Origin of the sequence: Thermopolyspora flexuosa (assembly GCF_006716785.1) — a bacterium.
GTDB lineage: Bacteria > Actinomycetota > Actinomycetes > Streptosporangiales > Streptosporangiaceae > Thermopolyspora > Thermopolyspora flexuosa.
On the sequence record NZ_VFPQ01000001.1, the window covers coordinates 1,390,784 to 1,417,780 of the forward strand.

The 26,997-nt window shown below is 73.4% G+C and carries 17 protein-coding genes; 8 read left to right on the forward strand and 9 right to left on the reverse strand.

Annotated features, from left to right (window positions below; translation table 11 throughout):
• Positions 1-341: 341 nt before the first annotated feature.
• Positions 342-2,651, forward strand: coding sequence for an AAA family ATPase (locus tag FHX40_RS06130; protein ID WP_425329285.1), 2,310 nt, complete (start codon positions 342-344; stop codon positions 2,649-2,651).
• Positions 2,652-2,654: 3 nt separating this feature from the next.
• On the opposite strand, the gene FHX40_RS06135 is transcribed toward FHX40_RS06130, so the two are convergent.
• Positions 2,655-3,914, reverse strand: a complete 1,260-nt coding sequence (locus tag FHX40_RS06135) for a M20 family metallopeptidase (protein ID WP_229788614.1) — start codon at positions 3,912-3,914, stop codon at positions 2,655-2,657.
• Between the two features lie 342 nt (positions 3,915-4,256).
• Here FHX40_RS06135 and FHX40_RS06140 point away from each other — a divergent pair, with 342 nt between their 5' ends.
• Positions 4,257-6,008 (forward strand): ABC transporter family substrate-binding protein, encoded by a 1,752-nt coding sequence (locus tag FHX40_RS06140; RefSeq protein WP_142258712.1) that lies wholly within the window; start codon positions 4,257-4,259, stop codon positions 6,006-6,008.
• A 28-nt stretch (positions 6,009-6,036) separates the two neighbouring features.
• On the opposite strand, the gene FHX40_RS06145 is transcribed toward FHX40_RS06140, so the two are convergent.
• The 4 genes from FHX40_RS06145 to FHX40_RS06160 form a co-directional block, all read right to left on the reverse strand.
• Positions 6,037-6,921 (reverse strand): 5-oxoprolinase subunit C family protein, encoded by an 885-nt coding sequence (locus tag FHX40_RS06145; RefSeq protein ID WP_142258713.1) that lies wholly within the window; start codon positions 6,919-6,921, stop codon positions 6,037-6,039.
• Between the two features lie 12 nt (positions 6,922-6,933).
• Entirely contained in the window at positions 6,934-7,578 is a 645-nt protein-coding gene (locus tag FHX40_RS06150; RefSeq protein WP_229788617.1) for a 5-oxoprolinase subunit B family protein, read from the reverse strand.
• A 10-nt stretch (positions 7,579-7,588) separates the two neighbouring features.
• On the reverse strand, positions 7,589-8,344 hold the full coding sequence (locus tag FHX40_RS06155; RefSeq protein WP_142258714.1) for a LamB/YcsF family protein: 756 nt from the start codon (positions 8,342-8,344) through the stop codon (positions 7,589-7,591).
• A 155-nt stretch (positions 8,345-8,499) separates the two neighbouring features.
• The gene (locus FHX40_RS06160; RefSeq protein WP_170198942.1) at positions 8,500-10,032 is read right to left on the reverse strand and encodes a hypothetical protein; all 1,533 of its coding nucleotides are present in this window, start codon (positions 10,030-10,032) and stop codon (positions 8,500-8,502) included.
• A gap of 449 nt (positions 10,033-10,481) precedes the next feature.
• Here FHX40_RS06160 and FHX40_RS06165 point away from each other — a divergent pair, with 449 nt between their 5' ends.
• The 3 genes from FHX40_RS06165 (at position 10,482) to FHX40_RS06175 (ending at position 15,277) form a co-directional block, all read left to right on the forward strand.
• Complete coding sequence (locus FHX40_RS06165; protein WP_142258715.1) at positions 10,482-11,060, forward strand: HhH-GPD-type base excision DNA repair protein; 579 nt, start codon at positions 10,482-10,484, stop codon at positions 11,058-11,060.
• A 191-nt stretch (positions 11,061-11,251) separates the two neighbouring features.
• Entirely contained in the window at positions 11,252-13,336 is a 2,085-nt protein-coding gene (locus FHX40_RS06170) for a SpoIIE family protein phosphatase (protein WP_142258716.1), read from the forward strand.
• A gap of 207 nt (positions 13,337-13,543) precedes the next feature.
• Complete coding sequence (locus tag FHX40_RS06175) at positions 13,544-15,277, forward strand: RNA polymerase sigma factor (protein WP_142258717.1); 1,734 nt, start codon at positions 13,544-13,546, stop codon at positions 15,275-15,277.
• A gap of 880 nt (positions 15,278-16,157) precedes the next feature.
• On the opposite strand, the gene FHX40_RS06180 is transcribed toward FHX40_RS06175, so the two are convergent.
• Positions 16,158-16,385: a DUF7455 domain-containing protein gene (locus tag FHX40_RS06180; RefSeq protein ID WP_142258718.1), complete on the reverse strand. Its 228-nt coding sequence runs from the start codon at positions 16,383-16,385 to the stop codon at positions 16,158-16,160.
• 304 nt (positions 16,386-16,689) lie between these two features.
• Between FHX40_RS06180 and FHX40_RS06185 the strand changes: the two genes are divergently transcribed.
• Entirely contained in the window at positions 16,690-18,783 is a 2,094-nt protein-coding gene (locus FHX40_RS06185; protein WP_229788620.1) for a DNA gyrase/topoisomerase IV subunit B, read from the forward strand.
• Positions 18,784-18,887: 104 nt separating this feature from the next.
• Positions 18,888-19,607 (forward strand): PepSY domain-containing protein, encoded by a 720-nt coding sequence (locus FHX40_RS06190; RefSeq protein ID WP_142258720.1) that lies wholly within the window; start codon positions 18,888-18,890, stop codon positions 19,605-19,607.
• Between the two features lie 120 nt (positions 19,608-19,727).
• On the opposite strand, the gene FHX40_RS06195 is transcribed toward FHX40_RS06190, so the two are convergent.
• The 3 genes from FHX40_RS06195 to FHX40_RS06205 all read right to left on the reverse strand — a co-directional run bounded on the left by FHX40_RS06195 (position 19,728) and on the right by FHX40_RS06205 (position 24,081).
• A complete protein-coding gene (locus tag FHX40_RS06195; RefSeq protein ID WP_142258721.1) occupies positions 19,728-20,291 on the reverse strand; it encodes a thioredoxin family protein in 564 nt (187 codons plus the stop codon).
• 168 nt (positions 20,292-20,459) lie between these two features.
• Positions 20,460-22,985 (reverse strand): DNA gyrase/topoisomerase IV subunit A, encoded by a 2,526-nt coding sequence (locus FHX40_RS06200; RefSeq protein ID WP_170198731.1) that lies wholly within the window; start codon positions 22,983-22,985, stop codon positions 20,460-20,462.
• Between the two features lie 202 nt (positions 22,986-23,187).
• Positions 23,188-24,081: a carbohydrate kinase family protein gene (locus FHX40_RS06205; RefSeq protein ID WP_142258723.1), complete on the reverse strand. Its 894-nt coding sequence runs from the start codon at positions 24,079-24,081 to the stop codon at positions 23,188-23,190.
• Positions 24,082-24,264: 183 nt separating this feature from the next.
• On the opposite strand from FHX40_RS06205, the gene FHX40_RS06210 reads away from it, so the two are divergent.
• Entirely contained in the window at positions 24,265-26,931 is a 2,667-nt protein-coding gene (locus tag FHX40_RS06210) for a bifunctional acetate--CoA ligase family protein/GNAT family N-acetyltransferase (protein WP_142258724.1), read from the forward strand.
• The last annotated feature ends 66 nt before the right edge of the window (positions 26,932-26,997 follow it).

The window sequence follows — 26,997 nt, forward strand, 5'->3', positions numbered from 1 at the left end:
GATCAGGCGCCCGCACGAGCCGATGGCGTCCGGGCGAGGGTGGGGCGGGACGCGGGGAGCCGGCCGTGCTCCCGCGGCATGCTGTGGCCTGCCACCGGTCGTCGGCCGTCCCGAAAGTTTCGGCCGATGCGCCGCCCCGGGCGAGGCACGTGCGGCTTCGCCGTGCCCGTTACCGCGTGGCCTCGGCGGTGCCGCGGACGGCGCGTCTTCGTTGCGTTCCGGCGACTTACCCGACACGTTTGCCGCAAAGGCCTAGGAGTTGTTTGGTTGCGGTATAACCGGGGGACGACCGGGGAGGCGTGATGCGGGACTCCGACAGGACCCGGCCGGCGGGACGAGCCATGGCACGGCGGCTCTTCGAGCAGGTCCGCTCCCACTATTTCGGGCTGCCGTCGGCCGCCCGGCGGGCGATCGGCGTGGGCGTGCTGCTCGGGGCGCTCGCCCTGGCCCTCGCGTTCGGCTGGTCGCCGTTCACCACCCTCATCGTCACCGTGCTGCTGCTCGGCTACGGCGCGCTGGCGATGCGGTTCCCCCGCGGTGCCGCGACCGTGCTCGTGGTGGCCGCCTGGACGTGGCTCGTGCTCGCCATGGTGTGGACGACCGCCGAGCCGCCCGCGCTCGCCGGGCTGCTGCTGCTCGGCCCGCTCGCCGGGTGCGTCGCCCACCTGATCCGCTGGGTGCCGCCGTGGGCGACCACGCTCGTCGCCCTGCTGCCCGGCGCCCTGCTCACCGTGGCCGCCGGGGTCGGGCTGCTCGCCGCCACCGTGGCCCTGTGGGGCGCCTGCGGCTCGGCCGCCGTGGCCCTGGCGTACCGGTTCATGAAGGCCCGCGACGTGCGCGCGGTGCTCGCGGCCCGGGAGCGGCCCGAGCCGGTCCGGGTGCGCGCCCGTGAGGCGGTGCCGCAGCGCCCCGGGCAGGCCGACGGCGGCGCCCCGCCGAAGATCACGGTGGAGGAGGCGCTCGCCGAGCTCGAGGGCATGATCGGCCTGGAGCCGGTGAAGGAGCAGGTGCGGTCGATCGCCGCCTCGATCGAGGCGTCCCGGCTGCGCGCCGAGGCCGGGTACGCCACCGAGCCGCCGATGCGGCACTTCGTGTTCGTCGGCCCGCCGGGCACCGGAAAGACGACCGTGGCCCGCACCCTGGCCAAGATATTCTACGCGTTCGGCCTGCTGCGCACCCCGCAGGTGGTGGAGGCGCAGCGCGCCGACCTGGTCGGCGAGTTCCTCGGCGCCACCGCGATCAAGACGAACGAGCTGATCGACCGGGCGCTCGGCGGCGTGCTGTTCATCGACGAGGCGTACTCCCTGATCAACTCCGGGGACGGCCAGCCCGACCGGTTCGGCGCCGAGGCGGTGCAGACCCTGCTCAAGCGCGCCGAGGACGACCGCGACCGGCTCATCATCATCCTCGCCGGCTACGAGAAGGAGATGTCGGCGTTCCTCGCCTCCAACCCCGGCCTGTCCTCCCGGTTCGCCACCCGGGTGCGGTTCCCCACGTACACGCCCGAGGAGCTGCTGGCGATCACCGAGGTGCTGCAGGCGCGGCGCGGCGACGTGCTCGCCCCGGACGCCCGGCCCGCGCTGCTCGCCCGGTACGAGGACGTGCACCGCCGCGGCCTCGTCGACGAGCTGGGCAACGCCCGGTTCGTGCGCACCCTGGTCGAGGCCGCGGCGCAGGCCCGGGACGTGCGCGTGGTGAGCGCGGGCGGCACCCCGACCCGCGAGGAGCTGGTCACCACCACGGTCGAGGACGTCGCCAAGGCGTTCGACGAGATCACCGCCCGGTTCCGCGGCTACCGGCGCATCCCCTCGCTGGAGGAGGCGCTCGCCGACCTCGACCGCATGGCCGGGCTGGAGCCGGTGAAGCGGCAGGTGCACGCGATCACCGCCCAGCTCCGGGTGGCCCGGATGCGCGAGGAGCAGGGCCTGCCGGTGCAGACCCAGATGCGGCACTTCGTGTTCACCGGCCCGCCGGGCACCGGCAAGACCACGGTGGCCCGCATCCTCGGCCGCATCTTCGCCGCGCTCGGCCTGCTCGCCCGCCCCGACGTGGTCGAGGCGCAGCGCGCCGACCTCGTCGGCCAGCACCTCGGCGCCACCGCGATCAAGACGAACGAGCTGATCGACCGCGCGCTCGGCGGGGTGCTGTTCATCGACGAGGCCTACAGCCTGGTCAACACCGGGTACACCGGCGGCGACGCGTTCGGCACCGAGGCGGTGCAGACCCTGCTCAAGCGGGCCGAGGACGACCGCGACCGGCTCGTCATCATCCTCGCCGGGTACGAGCGCGAGATGGACCGGTTCCTCGCCACCAACCCCGGCCTCGCCTCCCGGTTCAACCAGCGCATCGCGTTCCCCTCGTACACGCCCGAGGAGCTCACCGCCATCGCCGAGCTGCTCGCCGAGCAGGCCGGGGACCGGTTCGACGAGCAGGCCCGCCGCGACCTCGCCGAGGTGTTCACCTGGGTGTGCGCCGAGGGCCTGATCGACGGGCTCGGCAACGGCCGGTTCGCCCGCTCGCTGTTCGAGCGCGCCGCGATGCGCCGCGACGTACGGCTCGCCGCGCAGGACACCCCGGCCACCCCGGCCGAGCTCACCACGATCACCAGCGCGGACGTGCGCGGCGCGGTGGAGGAGCTCGCCGGCCGCTGACCGTCAGCGCGGGGCGGCGCGGAGGAACGGCGGCGGCGGGGTCGCCTGGTGCGCCACCGGCGGCGGCCGGTGGTGCGGGTCGCGGTCCGGCATCTCGGTGGCGAGCGTGTGGATGAGCGCGGCGGCGAGCGCCGTGCGCTCCACCATGCCCTCGATGCTGATGTGCTCGCGCCGGGAGTGCGCGCCGTCGCCCACCGCGCCGAACCCGTCGAGCACCGGGATGCCCGCGGCGGCCGCGAAGTTGCCGTCGCTCGCCCCGCCCACCGAGCACTCCCGCAGCTCCACGCCCATCTGCGCGGCGAGGTCCCGGGCCATGGCGAACAGCCGCGCGGTGGCCGGGCTGCGCTCCATCACCGGCCGGTTCCACCCGCCGGTGACCCGCAGCGTGGCCCGGGAGTTCCGCGGCCGCAGCCCGGCGAGCGCGGCGTCGATCCGGGCCGCCTCCTGCCAGGTGCGCACTCGCACGTCGACCACGGCCCGCGCGGATCCGGCGATCACGTTCGCCCGGGTGCCGCCGGTCACCGTGCCGACGTTCACGCTCGTCCCGGCGGCGAGGTCGGTGAGCCGGTGCAGCGCGAGCACCGCGTGCGCGAGCTCCTCCACCGCGCTCACCCCCTTCTCCGGGTCGAGCCCGGCGTGCGCCTCCACCCCGGTGATCTCCACGCTGAACACGCCGACGCCCTTGCGCTCGGTCTTCAGCGCGCCGCCCGCGCTCGCCTCGAACACCAGCGCCACCGACGCCCGCCGCGCCTCGGCCTCGATCACCGGGCGGGAGAACGGGCTGCCCAGCTCCTCGTCCCCGTTGAGCAGCAGCCGCACCGGCGGCCGGGCGAGCCCCGCCGCGTCCAGCGCGCGCAGCGCCCAGATCGCCTGCACCAGCCCGGCCTTCATGTCGAACACGCCCGGGCCGGTGGCGCGGTCCCCGTCCACCCGGAACGGCCAGGTGGCCAGCGTCCCGGCGGGCCAGACCGTGTCGTAGTGGCACAGCAGCAGCACCGGCGCCGTCTCCGGCACGCCGCCGCCGGCGTTCGGCCGGCCCGGATAGTCGTGCAGCCGCACGTCCCCGTGCTCCCCGCCCGGCACGGTACGGCTCGCCGCGGGGGCGCCGAGGCGCGCGTGGAGGAGCTCGTCCAGCCACGCCAGCCCGGCCTCGAGCAGGGCCCGGTCGGTGGAGGGCGTCTCGATGCCGACGAACGCGGCGAGATCGTCGAGCATCTCGGCGCGATGGGCGCTCACCCAGGAGCGCAGCTCCGGCACGTTCACCGGGGGCGTCCTCCGTTCCTGCGTGGGGGTGGCGCTGGACGGCGGCGACGAAGCGCCGCCGCAAGGCCGCCGGGCCGGGCGAGGCGGCGGCACACCTGAATGATCCCCCATCTGGGCATACGGCGCACCAGGTGTGGTCAGGGTAGGGCAGACCGGACTCGGCCTCCTCGGCCGCCCCGGCCGTCCGTCCCGCGCCGCCGCCCACCCGCCGTCAGGCACGCCACGGCACGCCGTACGGGAGCGAAGCCGTACATCGCCCGGTTTCGGACGCTCGGTGGTCGGGTGATAACGCTCTGTAGCAGGATTGGAGCGCCTGTCCGCTCGAGAAAGGCTGACCATCACATGCACGCGCAGATATTCGCCCGGCCGGGCCGGGCCGTCCGGCGCTCCGGCGCCCCGGCGGCGCGCCCCGCCTCCCGGGCGCTCCTGATCGTCCTCGCCGCGGTGCTCGCCGCGTCGGGCTGCGGGAGCGGCGGCGGGGGAGAGGAGGCGGGCGACTCCGCCTCGGTGAACGGCCTGGTGGCCTACGACATCAACCCGATGCCGCGGGAGAAGGTCAAGGAGGGCGGCACCCTGCGGTGGGGGCTCACCGAGCTGCCCAGCCAGTGGAACCAGAACCACGTCGACGGCAACCTCGCCGTGGTGGAGAAGGTGATCAGCGCGGTCATGCCACGGCCGTTCCTCTCCGACCACCGCGGTGAGATCACCAACAACCCCGACTACGTCACCGCGGCCGAGGTCACCGAGACCGAGCCGCGCCAGGTGGTCACGCTCACCCTCAACCCCAAGGCGAAGTGGTCCGACGGCACGCCCATCACCTGGCGCGACTACCAGGCCCAGTGGCAGGCGATGAACGGCCGCAACACCGCCTACCGCGCCGCCTCCACCGTCGGGTACGCCGACATCGAGAAGGTGGCGCGCGGCGAGAACGACCACCAGGTGGTGATCACCTTCGCCACGCCGTTCACCGACTGGCGCTCGCTGTTCACCCCGCTCTACCCGAGCTCGACCAACAGCAGCCCGGACGCGTTCAACAACGCCTGGCTGAACGCGATCCCGGTCACCGCGGGCCCGTTCAAGCTCGGCGGGTTCGACCGCGCGGCCCGGTCGGTCACGCTGGTCCGCGACACCAACTGGTGGGGCGCCGAGGCCCGGCTCGACCGGATCGTGTTCCGCGGGCTCGACGGCGGCCGCCTGGTGAGCGCGGCCACCGCGGGCGAGCTCGACGTCGCCGAGCTCGGCCCGGCCGTCGCCGACCACCAGCGGGTCAAGAGCGCGCCGAACATGGTGGTCCGCCAGGCCGCGGGCACCGACTACCGCCAGCTCACCCTCAACGGCGAGAGCCCCGCACTCGCCGACGTGAAGGTGCGCCAGGCGATCGCGCTGGGCGTGAACCGGGAGGCGCTCGCCCAGTCCGGCCTGCAGGGCCTCGACTGGCCGGCCGTGCTGCTCAACAACCACTTCTTCCTCGCCACCCAGGCCGGCTACCGCGACGGCGCGGGCGAGCTGGGCACCTACGACCCGGCGAAGGCCGAGAAGCTGCTCGACGAGGCGGGCTGGGCGAAGAAGGGCGACGTGCGCGTCAAGGACGGCAGGCAGCTGCGGCTGCGCTACGTGGTGCCGTCCGGGCTGCAGCTCGCCCGGTCCGAGGCCGAGCTGGTCAGGCGCGCGCTCCAGCAGATCGGCATCCAGGTCGACGTGAAGACCGTGCCGAGCGACGAGTTCTTCACCGGCTACGTCATCCCCGGCAAATTCGACCTCGCGTCGTTCTCGTACGTCGGCACGCCGTTCCCGATCAGCCGGGTGCACGGCCAGTACGCCAACGCGGCCGAGGGCGACCGGCAGTGGAACGCCAACCTCGGCCGCATCGGCAGCGCGGAGATCGACGCGGAGATGCGCAAGGCGCTCACCGCGCTCGACCCGGTCGACGCGCGCGCCCACGCCAACGCCGCCGACCGGCTCATCTGGCAGGCGGTGAACGTGCTCCCGCTCTACCAGCGCCCGCAGAGCGTGGCGGTGCGCACCACCGTCGCCAACGTCGGCGCCCGCGGCCTGTACGACCTGCGCTACCAGGACATCGGGTTCACCGAGTGATCCTTCCGGGCGGCCGGGGCCGCGGGCCTCACCGCACCAGGGTGAACCGCACCCGGTCGCCGGGGCGCAGCTGGGCCACGGCCGGCAGGTCCGCGGACGCGACCACGCCGATCACCGGGTAGCCGCCGGTCGGGGGATGGTCGGCGAGGAACACGATCGGGAGGCCGTCCGGCGGCACCTGGATCGCCCCGCCGACCATGCCCTCGCTCGGCAGCTCGCCGTCCCGCGCCCGGCGCAGCGCCGCGCCGCGCAGCCGTACCCCGACCCGGTTGCTGTCCGGGCTCACCGTGTACGGCCCGGCGCACAGCGCGGCGAGCGCGTCGGGCGCGAACCAGTCGTCCCGCGGCCCGGGCAGCACCCGCAGCACCGGCTCGGCCGGCACCGGCCGCGGCGGCACCTGGTCGACCGCGATCGGGCCCAGCGGCCCGTCCCGCCCGATCGGCAGCACCGAGCCCGCGGCGAGCGGCGCCGGGCCGAGCCCGGAGAGCGAGTCGCTCGCCCGGCTGCCGAGCACCGGCTCGACCGCGATGCCGCCCCGCACCGCGAGATAGGTGCGCAGCCCGCGCCACGGCATGCCGATCCGCACGTGGTGCCCGGCGGGCACCCACAACGGCGCGTACATGCCCGCGGGCCGCCACCGGCCGCCGTCCCCCACCTCGACCGGGCACGGCGCCCCGGTCACCGCGATCCACGCCCCGCAGGAGAACCGCAGCACCGCGCCGCCGAAGGTGAACTCGATGCCCGCGTGCCCCTCCGGGTTGCCGACGAGCCGGTTGGCGAGCCGCAGCGCGGGCCCGTCGGCCGCCCCGGACCGCGGCACCCCCAGGTGCGCGTACCCCGGCCGCCCCAGGTCCTGCACGGTCGCGTACGGGCCGGGGACCACCACCTCGAGCACGCCCCTGATCTCGTCCATGGAGGTGTCCACTCACGCCGCCTCGAACCGCACCCGGGTGCCCGGCCGCAGCACCGACGGCGGGTCGGCGGCGGGGTCCCACACGCGCATCTCGGTACGGCCGAGCAGCCGCCAGCCGCCCGGCGAGGCCGACGGGTAGACCGCGGTGTACGGCCCGGCGACCGCCACCGACCCGGCGGGCACGCAGGTGCGCGGCGTCGGCAGCCGCGGCACCCGCAGCGCCGGGTCGAGCCCGGTGAGGTAGGCGAACCCGGGCGCGAAGCCCAGCCAGCCCACCACCAGCTCGCTCGCGGTGTGCCGGGCGATCACCTCGTCCACGGTGAGCCCGGCGAGCTCGGCCACCTCGGCGAGGTCCGCGCCGTCGTACACCACCGGGATCACGACCACCTCGCCGTCGCCGCCCGCGTCGTCGTCCGGCCGCTCCCGCGCCTCGGCGACCAGGTCCGCCAGCAGCGCGGCGAGCCGGCCCAGGTCGCCGCCCGGCGCGACGACGAGCAGCGTCTCCGGGCCGGGCACGATCTCGGTCACCTCGGGCGGCCGCCGGGAGCGCAGCAGCCCGTCGAGCCGGTGCGACAGCCGCAGCGAGCCGGTCTCCACGAGCAGCGCGTGCTCGCCGGTCCTGCGGATGCCCGCGCCCTCGCGCATCTTCGCCCTCACACGTTCGTCCTCACACGAACGCCCGCAACGTGACCCCGGCCGCGAGCAGCGACTCGCGCACCGCCCGCGCGAGCCGTACCGCGCCGGGGGTGTCGCCGTGCACGCAGATCGACCGCGCGTCCACCCGGACCCGGCTGCCGTCCACCGCGACCACCTCGCCGGTGGTGGCCATGCGCACCGCCCGCTCGGCCACCTCGTCCGGGTCGTGCAGCACCGCGCCCGGCTCGCGGCGGGAGACGAGCGTGCCCTCGGGGGTGTAGGCGCGGTCGGCGAAGCACTCGGCGACCGTGGTCACGCCGTGCCGCTCGCCCACCTTGTGCACCACCGACCCGGGCAGGGTGAGCACCGGCAGGCTGGAGCGGTACTCGGCCACCGCGGTGACCAGCGCCTCGGCCTGCTCGGCGTCCCGGCACACCCGGTTGTACAGCGCGCCGTGCGGCTTGACGTAGGCGACCTCGCCGCCCATCGCCCGCGCGATGCCGTCCACCGCCGCGAGCTGGTAGAGGATCTCCGCGCGCAGCTCCTCGGGGTCGACGTCCATCTCCCGCCGCCCGAACCCGGCCAGGTCGCGGTAGGACACCTGGGCCCCGATCGCCACCCCCCGCTCCAGGGCGGCGGCGCAGGTGCGCCGGATGGTGAGCGGGTCGCCCGCGTGGAACCCGCAGGCGATGTTCGCGCTCGTCACCACGTCGAGCAGGGCCTCGTCGTCGCCGAGACGCCAGATCCCGTACCCCTCGCCGAGATCGGCGTTCAGATCAATGATCATTGGGCTTCACTCCGGATCGGTTCGCCTCGGCCGCTGCGGGCGCGCGCGGCACCCTCAATCCTAGGAAGCCCTCCGGGGGCGCGTCCCCTTGCCGGGAGCGTTCCAATGCGCGAACCCCAGGGCCTCGCGTGCCGCAGGCGGTGCCGTACCGCGATCTAGAGGGGCGGGTCGGGCAGGTCGGCGATCTCGTCGAGCGCGGCGATCAGCTCGTCCGGGTGGTCGCCGATCCGCTCGGCGATCTCGATGAGCACGTGCAGCACGTCGTGCCGGTCGTGGCCGAGGTCGAGCAGCCGCTGCGCGGCGTCCCACAGCTGCGGCGGCTCGCCGTCCCACAGCCGCTTGGCGATCTCCTCGTGCCAGGCGAGGTGCTCGTGCAGGTCGGGGCGGTGCCGCTCCTCGAGGTGGTCGAGCTCGATGAGGATGCGCCGGTCGGCCTCGTCCGCCGGGTTGAGCCGGTCGAGGATCACCGTGCCGCGCACGCCCTCCAGGTACGGGAACGCGAAGGCGCGGCGGGCGAGCGCGGACAGGTCCTTGTCCGGCAGCAGGCGCTGCACCAGGGAACGGTCGAGGCCGAACGTGGTCGGGTCCCGGTACGCCTCGGTGAACTTCGCCGTCGCCTCCCACACCGCGTCCAGGGTGGCCCGGACCGCGTGCTCGGGCAGGCCCATGCGGGGCGCGGCGAACCGCACCCACGCGGCGAGCACGTGCGGCATCGCCTCCTGCTCGGCCGGGCTGAGCAGCACCTTGCGCGGCAGCCAGTCGAGCAGGAACGTCTCGCACTTGGTCGGGCTCACCCGCAGCGGCCGCCCGAAGTCCTGGTCGCAGCCGTAGTCGATGATGTGGTCGGCGCACCGGGAGGCCGCCGACGGGTCGGACAGCTGCTCGGCCGCGTCCGAGGCGAGGAACTCGGCGGCGAGCATCGCCCGCCGCTCCCGGTTGTACGGGGCCTCGCTGTACAGCGGCGCGGGCCGCTTGCGCCCCGGCGGCAGCGCCTTGACCCGGGCCCGGGCGAACGCGTGGTAGGTGCGGTAGCTGTCGCTCACCGGGTACGGCCGGCCCCGGCCGCCCGACTCCCGGGTGGCCTTCATCGCGACCTCGAGCAGCGCCCGCGCCTGCTGCGGCTCGAGCGGCTCGAACCGCAGCATCGGGTTCGCCTCGGCCTCCGCGCGGGCCTGCTCCAGCAGCTTGTCCACCTGCGAGGAGACCCAGGCGTCGCGGGCCATGCCGCGCAGGTTGTAGTCGACCACCACCACGAGGGCGTGCGGGTCCTCGGTCGGCGGGGTGTTCGGGTCGCTCAGCGCGTCCTCGCCCCGGTAGGCGAAGGTGCACACCACCGTGTCCTGGTCGCCGTAGGCGTCCCGGGAGACGAAGCACTCCACGGGCTTGACCGCGCCCACCCGCTCGACCCAGCGCGGCCGGGCGACCTTGGACTCCATGAGCGCCAGCGCCGCGCCCTCCGCCTTCGCCGCCTGCCGGGAGGTGCCGAGGTAGGCGATCGTGATCAACAGGGTGAGCGCCGCCGGGGTGCCCGCCTTGGCCGCGTAGTCCACCAGCCCCTCGCCGAGCACCTGCTCCACGTCGCCGCCGCGCACCCGCTGCCCCCACCACGCGCCGAGCATGTCGGAGACCATCAGCTCGGCGTCGAGCGGACTGCGTACGGCGAGCAGCTCGCGGGCCGCGACCAGCATCTCGGCGAACACCGCTTCGGGCGACTCGGGCCCCGGTGCCCGGTACCGATGCCGATGCGGGTCGCTCACGAGACCTCCCGCTCCGTCGACCGCTGTGCGTTGGCTCGCTCGCTCACCCGTCCACCTTCTCGCATTCCGGCCGCGAGTGCCGCGCGGAACGCGGGACGGTAACCGTTACGAAATGAGATCGGATAGCGGAACATGTCTGACGGCCGGGTCCGGCCGCCTCGCCGCGCCCCGCGCCGGGGCGCCCGGCCCGCCGTCCGGTCCGTGCGACGCCGAGAGGGCAGGCCGCCCCATTCAAACACGCGCCCGGGCGGCGCCGGAGGCGATCGCGCCGGCGGGGCCGCCCGGCCGCCGGGCGCGTGCCGCGGCTCCGCGAGGTATTCGTTCCATGACTTTCCGCGCGGCTGGCGACCCTCGCCGCCCGGACGTGCGAAGCTGGTCCCATGCGCATCCAGGTCGCCCAGCAGCCCGAGGCCGACGACCTGCTCGGCCGCGATCCGTTGGCGCTGCTCATCGGCATGCTCCTCGACCAGCAGGTTCCCATGGAGAGGGCGTTCTCCGGACCGTACACGATCGCCGTACGCCTAGGTCGCGATCATATCTCTGGGCTGGACTCGCACGAGATCGCCGCATACGATCCGGAGGCATTCGCCGAGCTGCTCGCGCGCAAGCCCGCGGTGCACCGGTACCCCAAGGCGATGGCGCAGCGGATCCAGCGGCTGGCCGCGTACATCGTCGACCACTACGGCGGCAAGGCGGAGGCGATCTGGGCGGACGCGGCCGACGGCGGCGAGCTGCTGCGCCGCCTGGAGGCGCTGCCGGGCTTCGGCAGGCAGAAGGCCCAGATCTTCGTGGCGCTGCTGGGCAAGCGGCTGGGCGTCGGCCCGCCCGGCTGGCGTGAGGCGGCCGGGCCGTACGGGGAGGAGGGTGTGTATCGGTCGGTGGCCGACGTGGTCGACGCCGAGAGCCTGGCGAAGGTTCGTCAGGCCAAGCGGGAGGCCAAGCAGGCCATCAGGAAGTAGGCTGATCTTGCGGCGTACGGCGGGCGTGATTCTGACGCGACCTGACAGGATGCGTTGACCGCATGGCGGCCGGGACTTCCGTCCGCGTATGCCCATCGCCGATGATGTAGGGCAGGTCCAACCCTGCCAAGAACCACAGTTATGGAGATGTGCCTCGTGGGAGACCCTGGCACGCGACGGAGGTGCCGACCATGAGTGCGGAGACCTCCGTTCCCCCTCCCGAGTCGGGTGTGGACATCTCGGATTCCGCTCTGCTGAGGGGCATCACGGCGGAGGCCCCCTTCGCCTTCGCCGTCTTCGACGTCGAGGGCCGTTTCCAGCGTGTGAACGAGGCCTTCACCGACCTCACCGGACTGCCCGTGGACCGGCACATCGGGCGGCTGCCCGAGGAGTTCCTGCCGGCGGACCTCGCGGCGGTGATGTCCGGTGCGGTGCGCAGGGTGGTCGAGGAGGACCGCCCGGTGACCGACGGTGACGTCCGCACGCGCCTGAGCGGCGGGGAGACCCGGCACTGGTCGCTGGTTTTCTTCCCGGCCCGGGACGAGGGCCGGCTGATCGGCGTGGGCATGTTCGGCTCGGACGTCACCGAGCGGCAGCGGCAGGAGGACGAGCTGCGCCGCAACGAGGAGCGCTACCGCTCCCTGGTGGAGTCCCAGCAGCAGCTCGTGTGGATCACCAAGCCCAGCGGCGCGGTGGAGGAGGACGCCCCGCAGTGGCGGGCGGTCACCGGGCAGGGTCTGGAGGAGTACTTCGCCCACGGCTGGCTCGGCGCGGTGCATCCGGAGGACCGGCCGGGCACCGAGGAGGCGTGGCGCGAGGCGCTGCGCGGCCGCACGATGTTCGAGTGGAGCTACCGGGTGCGCACCCGGGCGAGCGGCTACCGCTACTTCGAGGTGCGCGCGGTGCCGATCGTGCGGCACGGCAGGGTCGTCGAGTGGGTGGGCGCCAACACCGACGTGACCGCGCAGCGCGAGGCCGAGGAGATGCGCGGCAGGCTCACCGACCAGCTCGGCGCGGCGGCGCTGCGCACCGCCCGGCTGCAGGGCGCGACCGCGATGCTCGCCGAGGCGCTCACCGTCGAGCAGGTCGTCCAGGTGATCATCGACGTGGGCCGTACCGCGCTCGCCGCCGACCGGTCGGCGGTCGCGCTGCTCGACCCCGACCGCACCACGCTGCGGCTGATCAGCGGCGGCGGCATCCCCGACCTGCAGGGCATCTCCGGTGACGAGATCCCGCTCGACCACACGAACGTGCTGACCATGGCGGTGAACAGCCGCCGCCCGGTGTTCGCCGAGTCGCCGGAGCACCTGCGCCAGCAGCTCGCCGACGCCGGCGCCGACGAGAGCGTGATCAAGGCGGTGCTCTCCAGCGACGAGCGCGCCTGGGTGGGCCTGCCGCTGCTCGCCGCGGGACGGGCGCTGGGCGCGCTGCGGTTCTCGTTCACCCGGACCCAGAAGATCTCCCCGGAGGACGGGGTCTTCCTCGAGGCGCTCGCCGGTCAGTGCGCCCTCGCGGTGGAGCGGGCGACGCTGTTCGAGCGCGAGCACTCCACCGCCGAGACGCTGCAGCGCAGCCTGCTGCCCGACCGCCTGCCGGTGGTCAACGGCCTGGTGCTCGCGCAGCGGTTCCGCTCCGGCAGCCGCCACGTGCAGGTCGGCGGCGACTGGTACGACGCGTTCGTGCTGCAGGACGGCCGGGTGGCGGCCGTCGTCGGCGACGTGATGGGCAAGGGCGTGAAGGCCGCCGCGGGCATGGGCCGGATCCGCAACGCGGTGTGCGCCCTCGCGCTGACCAACCCGCCGCCCGCCGCGGTGCTCACCGGCCTGGACCGGGTGTTCGAGGCGACCGAGGAGGAAGAGCAGGTCACCACCCTCGCCTACATGATCGTCGAGCCGGGCACCGGGGAGGGCACGCTCGCCCTCGCCGGGCACCCGCCGCCGCTGCTCGTGTCCCCGCAGGGCACGCCGATGCTGTGCGACGCGGAGGCGGGCACCCCGCTGGGGTTCCCGACGAGCCGTCGCCAGTTCCGGTTCTCGGTGCCGCCGGGGCACACCGCGGTGCTCTACTCGGACGGGCTCGTGGAGAACCGCAAGCGCGGCTTGGACGCGGGTCTGGCGGAACTTTGCTCAGTTGTGACCGAGGCGCCACCCGAGGTTGTCACCAGCCCGCACATGCTGCTCGACTTCCTGGTGGATCGCATGCTGGCGGGGTATGAACAGGACGATGATGTAACTGTGTTGGCCGTCCATGTCCCTCCGACCACGAAGAGTGACTGAATGAAACAGTCATAACGGTTGCTTTCGGGTATCGGTGACCCGGTTGCGTACGCACTACTGCCTCCGTCGGCCTAGGGTGGATGACAACCGACGGGAGGCGGCCGTGCCACGCGGGGTGTCGTGCCAGAATGCTGAGCAGGTGCGTCGCGGTTCGAGCGGCCTCACCACCTGGGTCCATCTTCGCCATGCGTTGTTCGAGAGGTGTTCGTGTCGCCTGCAAGTTCGACTCGCTCGAAGCCAACAGAGCTGAACGAGCCCGTCATTCAGCGACTGATCGAGCGTGGGCGCTCGCAGGGTTTCCTCGAGTCTGAGGATGTTCGTAAGGCCTTCGAGGAGGCGGACATCCCGCTGTCGCACGCCGCTCAGTTCCTCCGCAACCTCAGCAAGGAGGGTGTGACCGTCGTGGTGACCGCCGCCGACGCCGCCGCGCCCAAGCGGTCGCGGAGCTCGAGCAAGCGTCGGTCCACCACGTCCACGCGGTCCACCACGACCACGAGGCGGTCGAAGACCGCCGCGGCGGCCGCCAAGGAGCAGCCCGACACGGTCACCGCGGTGGTGAGCGACGCGGATTCCGCCTCCGGCACCAAGTCGGCGGCGAAGTCCACCGCCAAGTCGACGAGGTCCACGGCGAAGTCGACCACGAAGTCGAGCGCGAAATCGACCACCAAGTCGGCGGCGAAGTCCACCGCGAAGAAGGAGACCGCGAAGAAGACGGCCGAGAAGCCGGCGACCAAGTCGACCCGGAAGAAGGCCGAGACCACGCCGGCGGCCGCGAAGATCGACGCCAAGACCTCGCTCGACCTGCCCGAGGACGAGGTCGATCTCGACCTCGACGCCGACCTCGAGGCGGACCTCGACCTCGACCTGGACGACGTGGTCGAGGACGTCGACGTCGACCTCGACCTGGAGGACGAGGACGAGGACGACGAGCCGAAGTCGTCGAAGCCGGACGAGGACGTCGACGAGGAGGTCCTCATCCTGTCCGACGACGATGACGACGCGCCCTCCGCCCAGGTCGCCGCGGCCGGCGCCACCGCCGACCCGGTGAAGGACTACCTCAAGCAGATCGGCAAGGTCCCGCTGCTCAACGCCGAGCAGGAGGTCGAGCTCGCCAAGCGGATCGAGGCCGGCCTGTTCGCCGAGGAGCAGCTCAACAAGGAGGGCGACAAGCTCCCGCCCGACGTACGCGCCGAGCTGGAGTGGATCGCCGAGGACGGCCGGCGGGCCAAGAACCACCTGCTGGAGGCGAACCTCCGCCTCGTGGTGTCGCTCGCCAAGCGGTACACGGGCCGCGGCATGCTCTTCCTCGACCTGATCCAGGAGGGCAACCTCGGCCTCATCCGCGCGGTGGAGAAGTTCGACTACACCAAGGGCTACAAGTTCTCCACGTACGCCACCTGGTGGATCCGGCAGGCGATCACCCGGGCCATGGCCGACCAGGCGCGCACCATCCGCATCCCGGTGCACATGGTCGAGGTGATCAACAAGCTCGCCCGGGTGCAGCGGCAGATGCTGCAGGACCTCGGCCGCGAGCCGACCCCGGAGGAGCTGGCCAAGGAGCTCGACATGACCCCCGAGAAGGTCGTCGAGGTCCAGAAGTACGGCCGCGAGCCGATCTCGCTGCACACCCCGCTCGGCGAGGAGGGCGACAGCGAGTTCGGCGACCTCATCGAGGACTCCGAGGCGATCGTCCCGGCGGACGCGGTCAGCTTCACGCTGCTGCAGGAGCAGCTCCACTCGGTGCTCGACACGCTGTCGGAGCGCGAGGCGGGCGTGGTCTCGATGCGGTTCGGCCTCACCGACGGCCAGCCCAAGACGCTGGACGAGATCGGCAAGGTCTACGGCGTGACCCGCGAGCGCATCCGGCAGATCGAGTCGAAGACCATGTCGAAGCTGCGCCACCCGTCGCGGTCGCAGGTGCTGCGCGACTACCTCGACTGATCTTGCGACGTCCCGGCTCGGCACCCGCCACGGCGCGGTGCCGGGCCGGCCGTGCTCGCTCGCCTTCCCGCGCCGTCCGGCGCGGTGCCCGTCGCGTGCCGCTCACGCGGCCGTGCCCGCCGGTGCCGCGCTTGCGGTATGAGGTCACGCTGCGCACCCGATCGGTAACCGTGTCGCCTCGGCGCCCAGGCGTGCCCACGCGAAAGCCTCGCCGGGCAGGCGAGTCACCGTGGTCGCGCCGGGCGGCCCCGGGCTCGTCCTTCGCCGGTGGCCTCCAGGCCTGTGCGGCGGCGATGGAACGGTCGAATACGGGACGCCGTGCCGTACCGGGTGCCTCCGGCCGGTTGCGGGCATCGTGCCCGCTTCCGGGAGGTCCTGCGGGGGCCGCAGGGGATGGGCGTGCTGGGCCGCGAAGGGCCTCGGGGCGGGCCCGCTCGGCCGGCGCGGAAGGACGACATGTCCGCCTCGCCGAGGAGCCACCTCGGCATGCCTTCGGACGGTCGCAGAGGCCGGGTACGGGCGTGCGACCGGAAAAGGGGATACCCGGGGGAGAGCCCGGGCGGCCCGCCGCGCCTACGGGCCCGCTGAACGGCCCTCAGCGTGCGTGACCCGGCCGGGGGACGGGGAAGGCGTCCCCGCCCTCGCGTACGCGCACCGCAGGCGGCTCTGGGCCGCGTACGGACGCGTGCGCCGCGGAGCGGGGGACCGGCCGGGGTGGTTCCGGTGTCCGGGAACGCCCGCGAGAGCCGCCGGGCAACGCCCATCGGCCCTCGTCGGGAAACACGCTCCGCGCCCCGCTCACGTCGGAGTGCACCGGACGCGAAGCGTCATGTTCAGGACGGGCGGCCGGGCGCCGGCCCGACCGCGCCGTCGGGTTCGCTCAGCGCTTGCCGCTTGCGGACGGCGACGTCTCGTGAAGCCGGGCCGACTCGTCCTGGATCTCGGCGCCCTTGGCGCGGAGCGCCGCAACGTGCTGACGTCCGTGGTGAGCGCAGAACAGCAGCTCCCCGCCGACCGGCAGGATCGCGCGAATGTAGGCCTGGGCGCCGCAACGGTCGCACCGGTCAAGCGCCGTCAGCGGCTTGGTGGGGGCAAGAGCTCCAGTCACGTATCGCCTTTCGGGTCATTCCCCACTGCCGTGGGGGACTCGGCGTCAGTCACTTGCAACAACATCTAACCGCGCCGGGACGTTCCCAATCACGCCCGCGCTACGCCCAGAGCGGAATGCGGTGAAAAGTGACGAGGAACGCTCCCCGGATCACGCGTTTCCGTGGTCTGCTGGCAAGCTTGTACGCGGCGAGACGACAACAACGCTAAGCTACGCACAAATGTTCGATGCCGGGTACGGCGGTGAACGCGGCCCTCGGAGGCGGCCGCGAGGGCGGCGTCCCGGCCACGGAGTGGGAGTGGGTGTGACCGCAGTCAGCACGGCCCCGGCGCGGGCCACCGATGCGGCGGGCTACACGGCCCGCCACCTATCGGTGCTGGAGGGCCTCGAGGCCGTCCGCAAGCGCCCGGGAATGTACATCGGCTCCACCGACAGCCGTGGTCTCATGCACTGCCTCTGGGAGATCGTGGACAACGCGGTCGACGAGGCGCTCGCGGGCTTCTGCCGGCGCATCGAGGTGGAGCTGTACGCCGACGGCTCCATCGAGGTCCGCGACGACGGCCGCGGCATCCCCGTCGACATCGAGCCCCGAAGCGGCCTGCCGGGCGTCGAGCTCGTCTACACCAAGCTCCACGCCGGCGGCAAGTTCGGCGGCGGCTCCTACACCGCCTCCGGCGGCCTGCACGGCGTCGGCGCCTCGGTCGTCAACGCCCTCTCCTCCCGGCTCGACGTCGAGGTCGACCGGGACGGTCGCACCCACCTGATCAGCTTCCGCCGCGGCGTCCCCGGCGTGTTCGACGGGGACGGCCCCACCGCCAGGTTCAAGAAGAAGTCCGGCCTGCGCGACGGCGGGCCGCTGCCCGACGACCGCACCGGTACCCGGGTGCGGTGGTGGGCCGACAAGCAGATCTTTCTCCCCGACGCCGAGATCTCGCTGGAGGAGATCCACGCCCGGGCCCGGCAGACCGCGTTCCTCGTGCCGGGCCTCACCATCGTGGTGCGCGACTCGCGCGGTGAGGAGCCGGTCGAGGAGGAGTTCCGGTTCGACGGCGGGATCGCCGAGTTCTGCGAGTTCCTCGCCCGCGACGAGGCGATCTGCGACGTGCTGCGGCTGCAGGGCGTGGGGCACTTCCACGAGACCGTGCCCGTGCTCGACGAGCAGGGCCACATGACCACCACCGAGGTGGAGCGCGAGCTCACCGTCGACGTGGCGCTGCGCTGGGGCAAGGGCTACGACACCACGGTGCGCTCGTTCGTCAACGTGATCGCCACCCACAAGGGCGGCACCCACGTGACCGGGTTCGAGCGCGCCCTGGTGCGCACGATCAACGAGCAGCTCCGCGAGTCCCGGCTGCTGCGCAACGGCGACGATCCGGTGCTGAAGGAGGACATCCTCGAGGGCCTCACCGCCGTGGTGACCGTCCGGGTGCCCGAGCCGCAGTTCGAGGGCCAGACCAAGGAGGTGCTCGGCACCTCCGCCGCCACCCGGATCGTCTCGCACGTGGTGAGCCGGGAGCTGAAGGCCGCGTTCGCCACCACCAAGCGGGCCCGCCGGCAGCAGCTGCGCGCCGTGCTGGAGAAGATCGTGGCCGCGGCGAAGGCCCGCATCGCGGCCCGTGAGCAGCGGGACAACCTGCGCCGCAAGAACGCCCTGGAGAGCTCGGCGCTGCCCGCCAAGCTGCTCGACTGCCGCAGCGACGACGTGGACCGCAGCGAGCTGTTCATCGTCGAGGGCGACTCGGCGCTCGGCACCGCGAAGTTCGCGCGCAACAGCGAGTTCCAGGCCCTGCTGCCGATCCGCGGCAAGATCCTCAACGTGCAGAAGGCCTCCATGGCCGACATGCTGAAGAACGCCGAGTGTGCCGCGATCATCCAGGTGGTCGGCGCGGGCTCGGGCCGTACCTTCGACATCTCCCAGGCCCGGTACGGCAAGATCATCCTGATGGCGGACGCCGACGTGGACGGCGCGCACATCCGCTGCCTGCTGCTGACGCTGTTCCACCGGTACATGCGGCCGATGATCGAGGCCGGCCGGGTGTTCGCCGCCGTGCCGCCGCTGCACCGCATCGAGATCCTCAACCCGCCCCGCGGCGGCCAGCGCTACATCTACACCTACTCGGACGCCGAGCTGCACCGCGTGCTCGCCGACCTGGAGCGGCGCGGCAGGCGGTGGAAGGAGCCGGTCCAGCGCTACAAGGGCCTTGGTGAGATGGACGCCGACCAGCTCGCCGAGACCACGATGGACCCCCGGCACCGGGTGCTGCGCCGCGTCAAGATCGAGGACGCGGAGGAGGCGGAGCGCATCTTCGACCTGCTCATGGGCAGCGACGTCGCGCCCCGCCGCGAGTTCATCGTGAAGAACGCCGCCGAGGTCGACCGGGACAACATCGACGCCTGACCCACCCTTGCCCGAGATCGGGCGAACAGTGGTCATCTGGGCGATTGGTCCAATCCTGTCGGGGTAGCTCACTCACCGTGAGACAACCGTGACAGGGGGGAACGATGTCTCAACATCGGGGGCGGAAGCTGTTCGCCGCACTCGCGCTCGCCGCGCTGGCGACCGGGTGCGGGGGCGGCTCCCAGCAGCTGGAGAACGTCGCGGCGACCGAGACGCCCGGCATGGACACCGCGTCCCCGGGGATGACGCCCGGGGCGACGCCACCGGGCACGGAGTCCCCGGGCACGGCGACCCCTGAGGGGCTGGCGGACATCGAGCGGGTGGGCCAGGCCGCGACGGAGGCCGTGCCGGGAGGCACCATCATCGAGATGGACGCCGAAGAGGACGGCAAGGTCTGGGACGTGACCGCCGTCGGCGAGGACGGCACGGCGCAGGCCATGAAGATCGACGCCGAGACCGCGAAGGTGACGGCATCGCCCTCCCCGAAGCCGGACGTCGACAAGGCCAAGGCCCAGGAGCTCGTCGAGGCCGCCAAGATCGACTACAAGCAGGCGGCCGAGAAGATCCTTGGTGAGGTGCCCGGCGGCCGGCTCACCAAGCTCGCGCTCGAGACCGAGGAGGAGAGCGGGAAGGCCGTCTGGACGGGCGAGGTGACCGACGAGCAGGGCGAGACCCGGGAGGTCACGGTCGACGCCGAGACCGGCGACGTGATGCCCGCGCCCGACCAGACCCCGGGCGGCGAGGAGAGCCCGACGAGCCCGGAGGCCACGCCCGAGGAGACCATGGAGCCGGGTCCGGAGGGTCCCGAGGCGAGCCCGTCGTGACGCACGTCGCGCATCGACGGCGGGTGGGCCTCCACCACCGGAGGCCCACCCCCACCCGGCCGCCCCGTCCGCGCGTACGCCGCGGCGGGCGGCCGCATCATGTACGGCCCGGGCCGCCGGTCACTCCGGCTCGTTGCCCGGCCGCCACTTGATGCTGCAGCCCACGCTCGGGTACTGCGGGTCGATCGGCGGCCGTCCCGCGAGCACGGCGTCGGCCGCGGCCCGCAGCGAGGCGCCGGTGACCGGCAGGTCGTTGCCGGGCCGCGCGTCGTCGAGCTGCCCCCGGTACACCAGGCGCAGATCCCGGTCGTAGAGGAAGAAGTCCGGCGTGCACGCCGCCCGGTAGGCCTTGGCGACCTCCTGGGTCTCGTCCACCAGGTAGGGGAAGGTGAACCCGGCCCGCTTGGCCTGCTCGGCGAGGTGGGACGCGTCGTCGTCGGGATAGTTGGTCACGTCGTTGCTGCAGATGGCCACCGTCGCCACCCGCCCCTGGTAGTCCCGGGCGAACGCGGCGATGCCCTGCTCCACGCGGCGCACGTAGGGGCAGTGGTTCGACAGGAACATCACCAGGACGGCGGACGCGCCCTTGAGGTCGGAGAGCGCGACCCGGCCACCGTCGATCGAGGGCAGGTCGAAGTCCGGCGCGGGGGTACCCAGCGGCACCATGAACGAGTTGACGGCCATGCCGCCCATTCTTCCAACCGAAGGCGCCGGGGACGCGGATTTCCACGCAGGCTCCGGTCCGGCACGGGCGACGCCCCGGCCGGTCTCCCGCCCGTACGCCACCGCGGCGCCGTACGGCCGGCGGCACCGGCCTGGCGGTCGCGGCCGTGGCCGCCGCCGGCGGCGCCGTCAGGCGGACGCGCCGTCCCCCTCGCCTCCGGCGGCCCCGCCCGCGGAGGACCCGCCCTCGGGCGGCGTGAACGGTGTCGTGCCGATGGCGCCGCCGATCGCCGCGATCGGCCGCGACACGGCCGTACCGGAGCCGTCGCGGCGGCCGAGCTCGGCCGGGAGCTCGACGGGATCGCCGTCCGCGGTGACCGCCTTCACCGGGGCGGGCCCGGCCCAGGCGAGCACCAGCACGTCCTCGCCCTTGAGGAAGCGCTGGGCGCGCACCCCGCCGGTGGCGCGGCCCTTCGGCGGGAAGTCGGCGTAGTCGGACACCTTCACCCCGCCGTGCGGGGTCCCGGGCAGGGCGTCGGCGGACCCGGCGACGGTGACGACCCGCGCCTCCTGGGACGGGTCCACGGCGCCGAACCAGATCACCTTCGCCCCGGGGTCGAGGCGGATGCCCGCCACACCGCCGGCCGGGCGGCCCTGCGGGCGGACCAGGGACGCGGGGAAGCGCAGCAGCTGGGCGTTGGAGGTGATGAAGACGAGGTCGTGGTCCTCGGAGGGGAGCGCCACGGCGCCCACCACCGAGTCGCCCTCCTTCAGGCCGATCACCTCGAACTCGTCCCGGTTCGCCGGGTAGTCGGGCACCACCCGTTTCACCACGCCCTGCGCGGTGGCGAGCGCGAGCCCCGGGCCGTCCGGGCTCAGCGAGCCCAGGCCCACCACCCTCTCGCCGGGCTCCAGCGAGACGTACTCGGCGATCGGGTGGCCGCCCGCGAGCGACGGCGGGCCGTCGGTCTGCGGCAGCTCGGCCAGGTCGAGCACGGGCACCCGCAGCGCCCGTCCCGCCGAGGTGATCAGCGCCACCTCGCCGCGCGCCGTCGCCGGGACCACCGCGGCGAGCACGTCGTGTGGGACCCGCTCCGCGGAGTGGACGAGCGGCGTGGCGTCCTTGGTCCGGGCGAGCAGGCCGTCGGAGGACAGCAGCACCAGGCACGGGTCGTCGGCGACCTCGAGCGGGATCGCGCCCGCCGCGGTCACCCCGGACGACTCCAGCAGCACGGTACGGCGCGGCGTGCCGTACTTCTTCGCGACCTCGCCGAGCTCCTTCGACACCACCTGGCGCAGCTTCCGCTCCGAGGAGAGGATCTCGGTGAGCTCGGCGATCTCCCGGGTGAGCCGCTCCTTCTCCTGCTCGAGCTCGAGCCGGTCGTACCGGGTGAGCCGGCGCAGCGGCGTGTCGAGGATGTAGACCGCCTGGGCCTCGCTCAGGCCGAAGGTCTCCATGAGGCGGGTGCGCGCCTGCGCCGAGTCGTCCGACCCGCGGATCACCCGGATCACGTCGTCGATGTTGAGCAGCGCGATGATGAGGCCGTCGACGAGGTGCAGCCGCTCCTCGCGCCGCCTGCGGCGGTACTCCGAGCGGCGCCGTACCACGTCGATGCGGTGGTCGATGTAGACCTGGAGCAGCTCGCGCAGCCCGAGCGTGCGGGGCTCGCCGTCGACGAGGGCGACGTTGTTGATACCGAACGTCTCCTCCATCGGCGTGAGCCGGTAGAGCTCCTCCAGCACCGCCTCGGGGTTGAACCCGTTCTTGACCTCGATCACCAGCCGCAGGCCCTTGTGGCGGTCGGTGAGGTCCTTCAGGTCGGCGATGCCCTGCAGCTTCTTCGCCTGGACGAGCTCCTTGATCTTCGCCATCACCCGCTCCGGCCCGACGTTGAACGGGAGCTCGGTGACGACGATGCCCTTGCGCCGCGCGGTGATGTTCTCGATCACCGCCTTGGCCCGCATGCGGAAGGTGCCCCGCCCGCGCTCGTACGCGTCGCGGATGCCCTCCAGGCCGATGATGATGCCGCCGGTCGGCAGGTCCGGGCCCGGGACGAACCGCATCAGGTCGTCGAGGGTGGCGTCCGGATGCTTGAGCAGGTGCCGGGCCGCGGCGATGACCTCGCCGAGGTTGTGCGGCGCCATGTTCGTCGCCATGCCGACCGCGATGCCGGTGGCGCCGTTGACGAGCAGGTTGGGGAACGCCGACGGGAGGACCTCGGGCTCCACCTCCTGCCCGTCGTAGTTCGGCCGGAAGTCGACCGTCTCCTCGTCGATCGACTCCACCATGAGCATGGCGGCCGGGGCGAGCCGGGCCTCGGTGTACCGCATCGCGGCGGGCGCGTCGTCCGGCGAGCCGAAGTTGCCGTGCCCGTCGACGAGCGGCAGCCGCATGGAGAAGCCCTGCGCCATGCGGACCAGGGCGTCGTAGATCGCCGAGTCGCCGTGCGGGTGGAGCTTGCCCATCACCTCGCCGACCACCCGGGAGGACTTGACATGACCGCGGTCGGGCCGCAGGTTCATGTCGTTCATCGCGTACAGGATGCGCCGCTGCACCGGCTTGAGCCCGTCGCGGGCGTCGGGCAGGGCGCGCTGGTAGATCACCGAGTACGCGTACTCGAGGAAGCTGGTGCGCATCTCCGCCGACACGTCGACGTCGACGATGCGCTCCTCGAAGTCCTCGTCGGGCGGCGGGGTGGTGGTTCGTCGGGCCATGTCGAACATTCTGCCGTGTTCACGGCCCGGTCCGCGCCGCACTCAGTGCCTTCCCACCCGCCCTTTCGCACACGGTGTCCGGGTACGCGCTCACATCCGGCGGCGGGCACGCGGGCACACTCGCCTCGGCCGGCCGACCGGCGCCGCCGCCCCGGCGAAGACACACGACGCTCCGGGCCGTTCGCCCGGAGCGCGCGGCGGGTCAGAGCCTCGGGCGGGCGCCCAGGATGCCGAGCGCCTTGGCGGCGAGCCGGTTGCCCGCGGCGAGCGCCTCGGCCGGCGGCTTGCCCGCCAGCCACGGCGGCAGGAAACCGGCGGTGAACGCGTCGCCCGCGCCGGTGCCGTCCACCACGCGCTCGATCGGCTCGGCCGGGACCTTGACCGGCTCGGACCGGTTCCCGCCGTACCAGAGCGAGCCGTCCTTGCCGAGCTTGATCACGACCTGCGGGAACCACGCGGTGAGCACCTTCACCGCGGCCTCGGGGTCCTCCCGGCCGGTGAGCACCCGCGCCTGGTCGGCGTTGGCGAACAGCAGCTTGGCGCCGTGGGTCCACTCCAGGAACGGCTCGGCGCCGGTACGCTCCAGCGGCGCGGCCGAGGCGCAGTCCACCGAGATGGTCATCTGGGCGCGCCGGGCGATGTCGAGGGCGGCGAGGCCCGCCTTGCGGGAGCCCTCGTTGAGCAGCGTGTAGCCGGACAGGTGGAGGTGCGCGCCGGGGGTGAACAGGTCACGGGGCAGGTCCTCGGGGGAGAGGGCGGCGTTCGCCCCGGGGTCGGAGAGCATGGTGCGCTCGCCCTTGTGCGTGACGAGCACCACGCAGGTACCGGTGGGGCGATCGGGGTCCATGACGAGCCGGGCGTCCACGCCGTACCCCATCAGCTCCATGTCCCGGTTCCGGCCCGTGATGTCGGCGCCGCGGCGGCCCACGAACGCCACCTCGGTGCCCTCGGCCGCGAGCCAGGAGGCGATGTTCGCCCCGGAACCACCTCCGTGCATCGTGACGACGGCGGGGGTGTCGCTGGCCCGTGCCAGTGGGTAGCGCGCCCGAGCGACCGCATCGGTCATCAGATCGCCCACCACCACCACCCGAGTCATGATGTCACCACCTTGTGTGCCTGCGTGGAGTGTGCCTGCGTGGAGGAGAAGGCTGACGTCGAAAACCTAACAGTTTCCGGCCACGATGTGGGGCCGAGAGCCGATGCGGCTGGGCTTCGATGCACAAGCGTTGTCCAACCCGATCAATCTGGGCAACAGACAGGAAAAGTGGTCACAACTAGCATGTCGCGTGTGGCTCACGAGTATCCCGCCCACTGGGAGGCCGACGTCGTCCTCGCCGATGGCGGGACGGCGCACATCCGGCCGATCCGGCCCGACGACGCCGACCTGTTGCGCGCGTTCTACTCCCGGCTGTCGGAGCAGTCGATCTACTTCCGGTTCTTCGGGCCGCGGCCGCGGCTGACGGACCGCGAGGTGCACTTCTTCACGCACGTCGACTACGACGACCGGGTCGCCCTGATCGCCACGATCGGGACTGAGATGGTGGGCGTCACCCGTTACGACCGGATCAGCGACGAGGGCGAGGACGCCAAGGGGGACACCGCGGAGGTGGCCTTCCTCGTGGAGGACGCCCACCAGGGCCGCGGCGTCGGCTCGGTCCTGCTCGAGCACCTCGGGGCCGCCGCCCGGGAGCGCGGCATCAGCCGGTTCATCGCCGACGTGCTGCCCGCGAACCACCGCATGCTCGCGGTGTTCCGCCAGGCCGGGTACACCGCGGAGAGCACGTTCTCCGACGGCGTGGTGCGCATGACGCTCGATCTGAGCCTCACCGAGACCGCCCGCGAGGTGATCGCCGCCCGCGAGCACGTCGCCGAGTCGCGGTCGATCAAGCGGCTGCTCACCCCCGAGTCGGTGGCGGTGATCGGCGCGGGCCGCGAGCCGGGCGGGGTCGGCCAGACCGTGCTGCGCAACCTGCTCGCCGCCGACTTCACCGGGCCGGTCTACCCGGTGCACCGGCACGTGCGCGCGGTCGCCGGGGTGCGGGCGTACCGCAGCGTCTCCGAGATCGACGAGAAGGTGGACCTCGCGGTGCTCGCCGTACCGGCGGAGAGCGTGCTCGAGCTCGTCGAGGAGTGCGCGCGCAAGGGCGTGCACGGGCTCGTCGTGGTCTCCTCCGGGTTCGGCGAGACCGGGCCGGAGGGCCGGGCCCGGCAGGACGAGCTGGTGCGCATCGCCCGCGCCAACGGCATGCGCGTGGTCGGCCCCAACTGCCTCGGCATCGCCAACACCGACCCCGCGGTACGGCTCAACGCCACCCTCGCCGCCACCATGCCGGGCCGCGGCCGGGTGGGCTTCTTCAGCCAGTCCGGCGCCCTCGGCACCGCGCTGCTGCAGCGGGTGGCCCAGCGCGGCATGGGCATCTCCACGTTCGTCTCCGCGGGCAACCGGGCCGACGTGTCCGGCAACGACCTGCTGCAGTACTGGGAGGAGGACCCGGCGACCGAGGTGATCCTCCTCTACCTGGAGTCGCTGGGCAACCCGCGGAAGTTCGCCCGGCTCGCCCGCCGGATCTCCCGCAGCAAGCCGATCGTGCTGGTGAAGAGCGGCATGGGCGGGGTGCCCGCCGGGCACGCCGCGCCCGCGCTGAGCCTGCCCGACACCGCGCTGAGCTCGCTGTTCGAGCACGCCGGGGTGATCCGCGTCGGCGACCTGAGCCAGCTGTTCGACGTGGCCCAGTTGCTCGCCCACCAGCCGCTGCCCGCCGGGCCGCGGGTGGGCGTGGTGAGCAACTCCGACGCGCTCTCCCGGCTCGCCGTGGACGCCTGCACCGCCGCCGGGCTCGAGCCGCGGCCGCCGGTCAACCTCGGCGCGATGGCCGGCGCGGACGCGTACCGAGACGCGCTGCCCGGCCTGCTCGCCGAGGTCGACGCGCTGGTGGCGATCTACATGCCGCCGATCCCCGGCGACGACGAGGCGGTGGCGGCGGTGCTGCGGGACGCGGCCCGTGACTCGGGCAAGCCGGTGCTCGCCACCTTCCGCGGCGAGCTGGGCATGCCCGCCCCGCTGCGCGCCGAGCCCGGTGACCCGCAGCGGGGTGCCGCCGACCCGGGCCGGGGCTCGATCCCGTCCTACCCGGCGCCGGAGGAGGCGGTGCGGGCGCTCGCCCACGTGGTCCGGTACGCCCGGTGGCGCGAGCAGCCGCCCGGCCGCATCCCCGACCTCGGCGGCATCGACGTGGCCGGGGCCCGGGAGGTGATCGAGCGCGAGCTCGCCGGGCGGGACGAGGCCGAGTTCGACGGCGCCGCACTGCTCGCCCGGTACGGCATCGAGGTGTGGCCGGTGACCGAGGTGCGCTCGCCGGAGGAGGCGGTCGCCGCCGCCGAGCGCCACGGCTGGCCGGTCGTGCTCAAGTCCGCCGACCCCGAGGACGCCCGCCGGATGGGCACGGTGCGGGTGGGGCTCGTCACCCCCGACGCGGTGCGGGCCGCCTACGCCGACCTGTCCGGGCGGCTCGGGGCGGACCGCACGCTCGTGGTCCAGCACATGGCCCCGCATCCCGCGCTCGCCACCGTGGTCCGCGTGATCGACGACCCCGCGTTCGGCTCGGTGGTGAGCTTCGGGCTGGGCGAGGTCACCGCGCGGCTCATCGGCGACGAGGCGTACCGGCTCGCCCCGCTCACCGCGGAGGACGCGGCCGCGATGGTCCGGTCGCTGCGCGCGGCACCGCTGCTGCTCGGCGGGTACGGGTACCCGCCGATGGCCGTGGCCGAGCTGGAGGAGCTGCTCGTCCGCGTCGGGCTGCTCGCCGACGAGTTCCCCGAGGTCGCCCGGCTCGACCTCGACCCGGTGCTGGTGGGCGAGTCCGGGGTGGCCGTGCTCGGGGCGCGCGGCGTGCTGCGCCGCCCGGTCGGCCCGCGGCCCGACCACGGCCCGCGCCGCCTGCGCTGACCTGCGGCGGATCCGCGTCGCGCGGGCGGATCCGCCGGCCGGCGGCGGCCGCCGCGGCACGGCCGT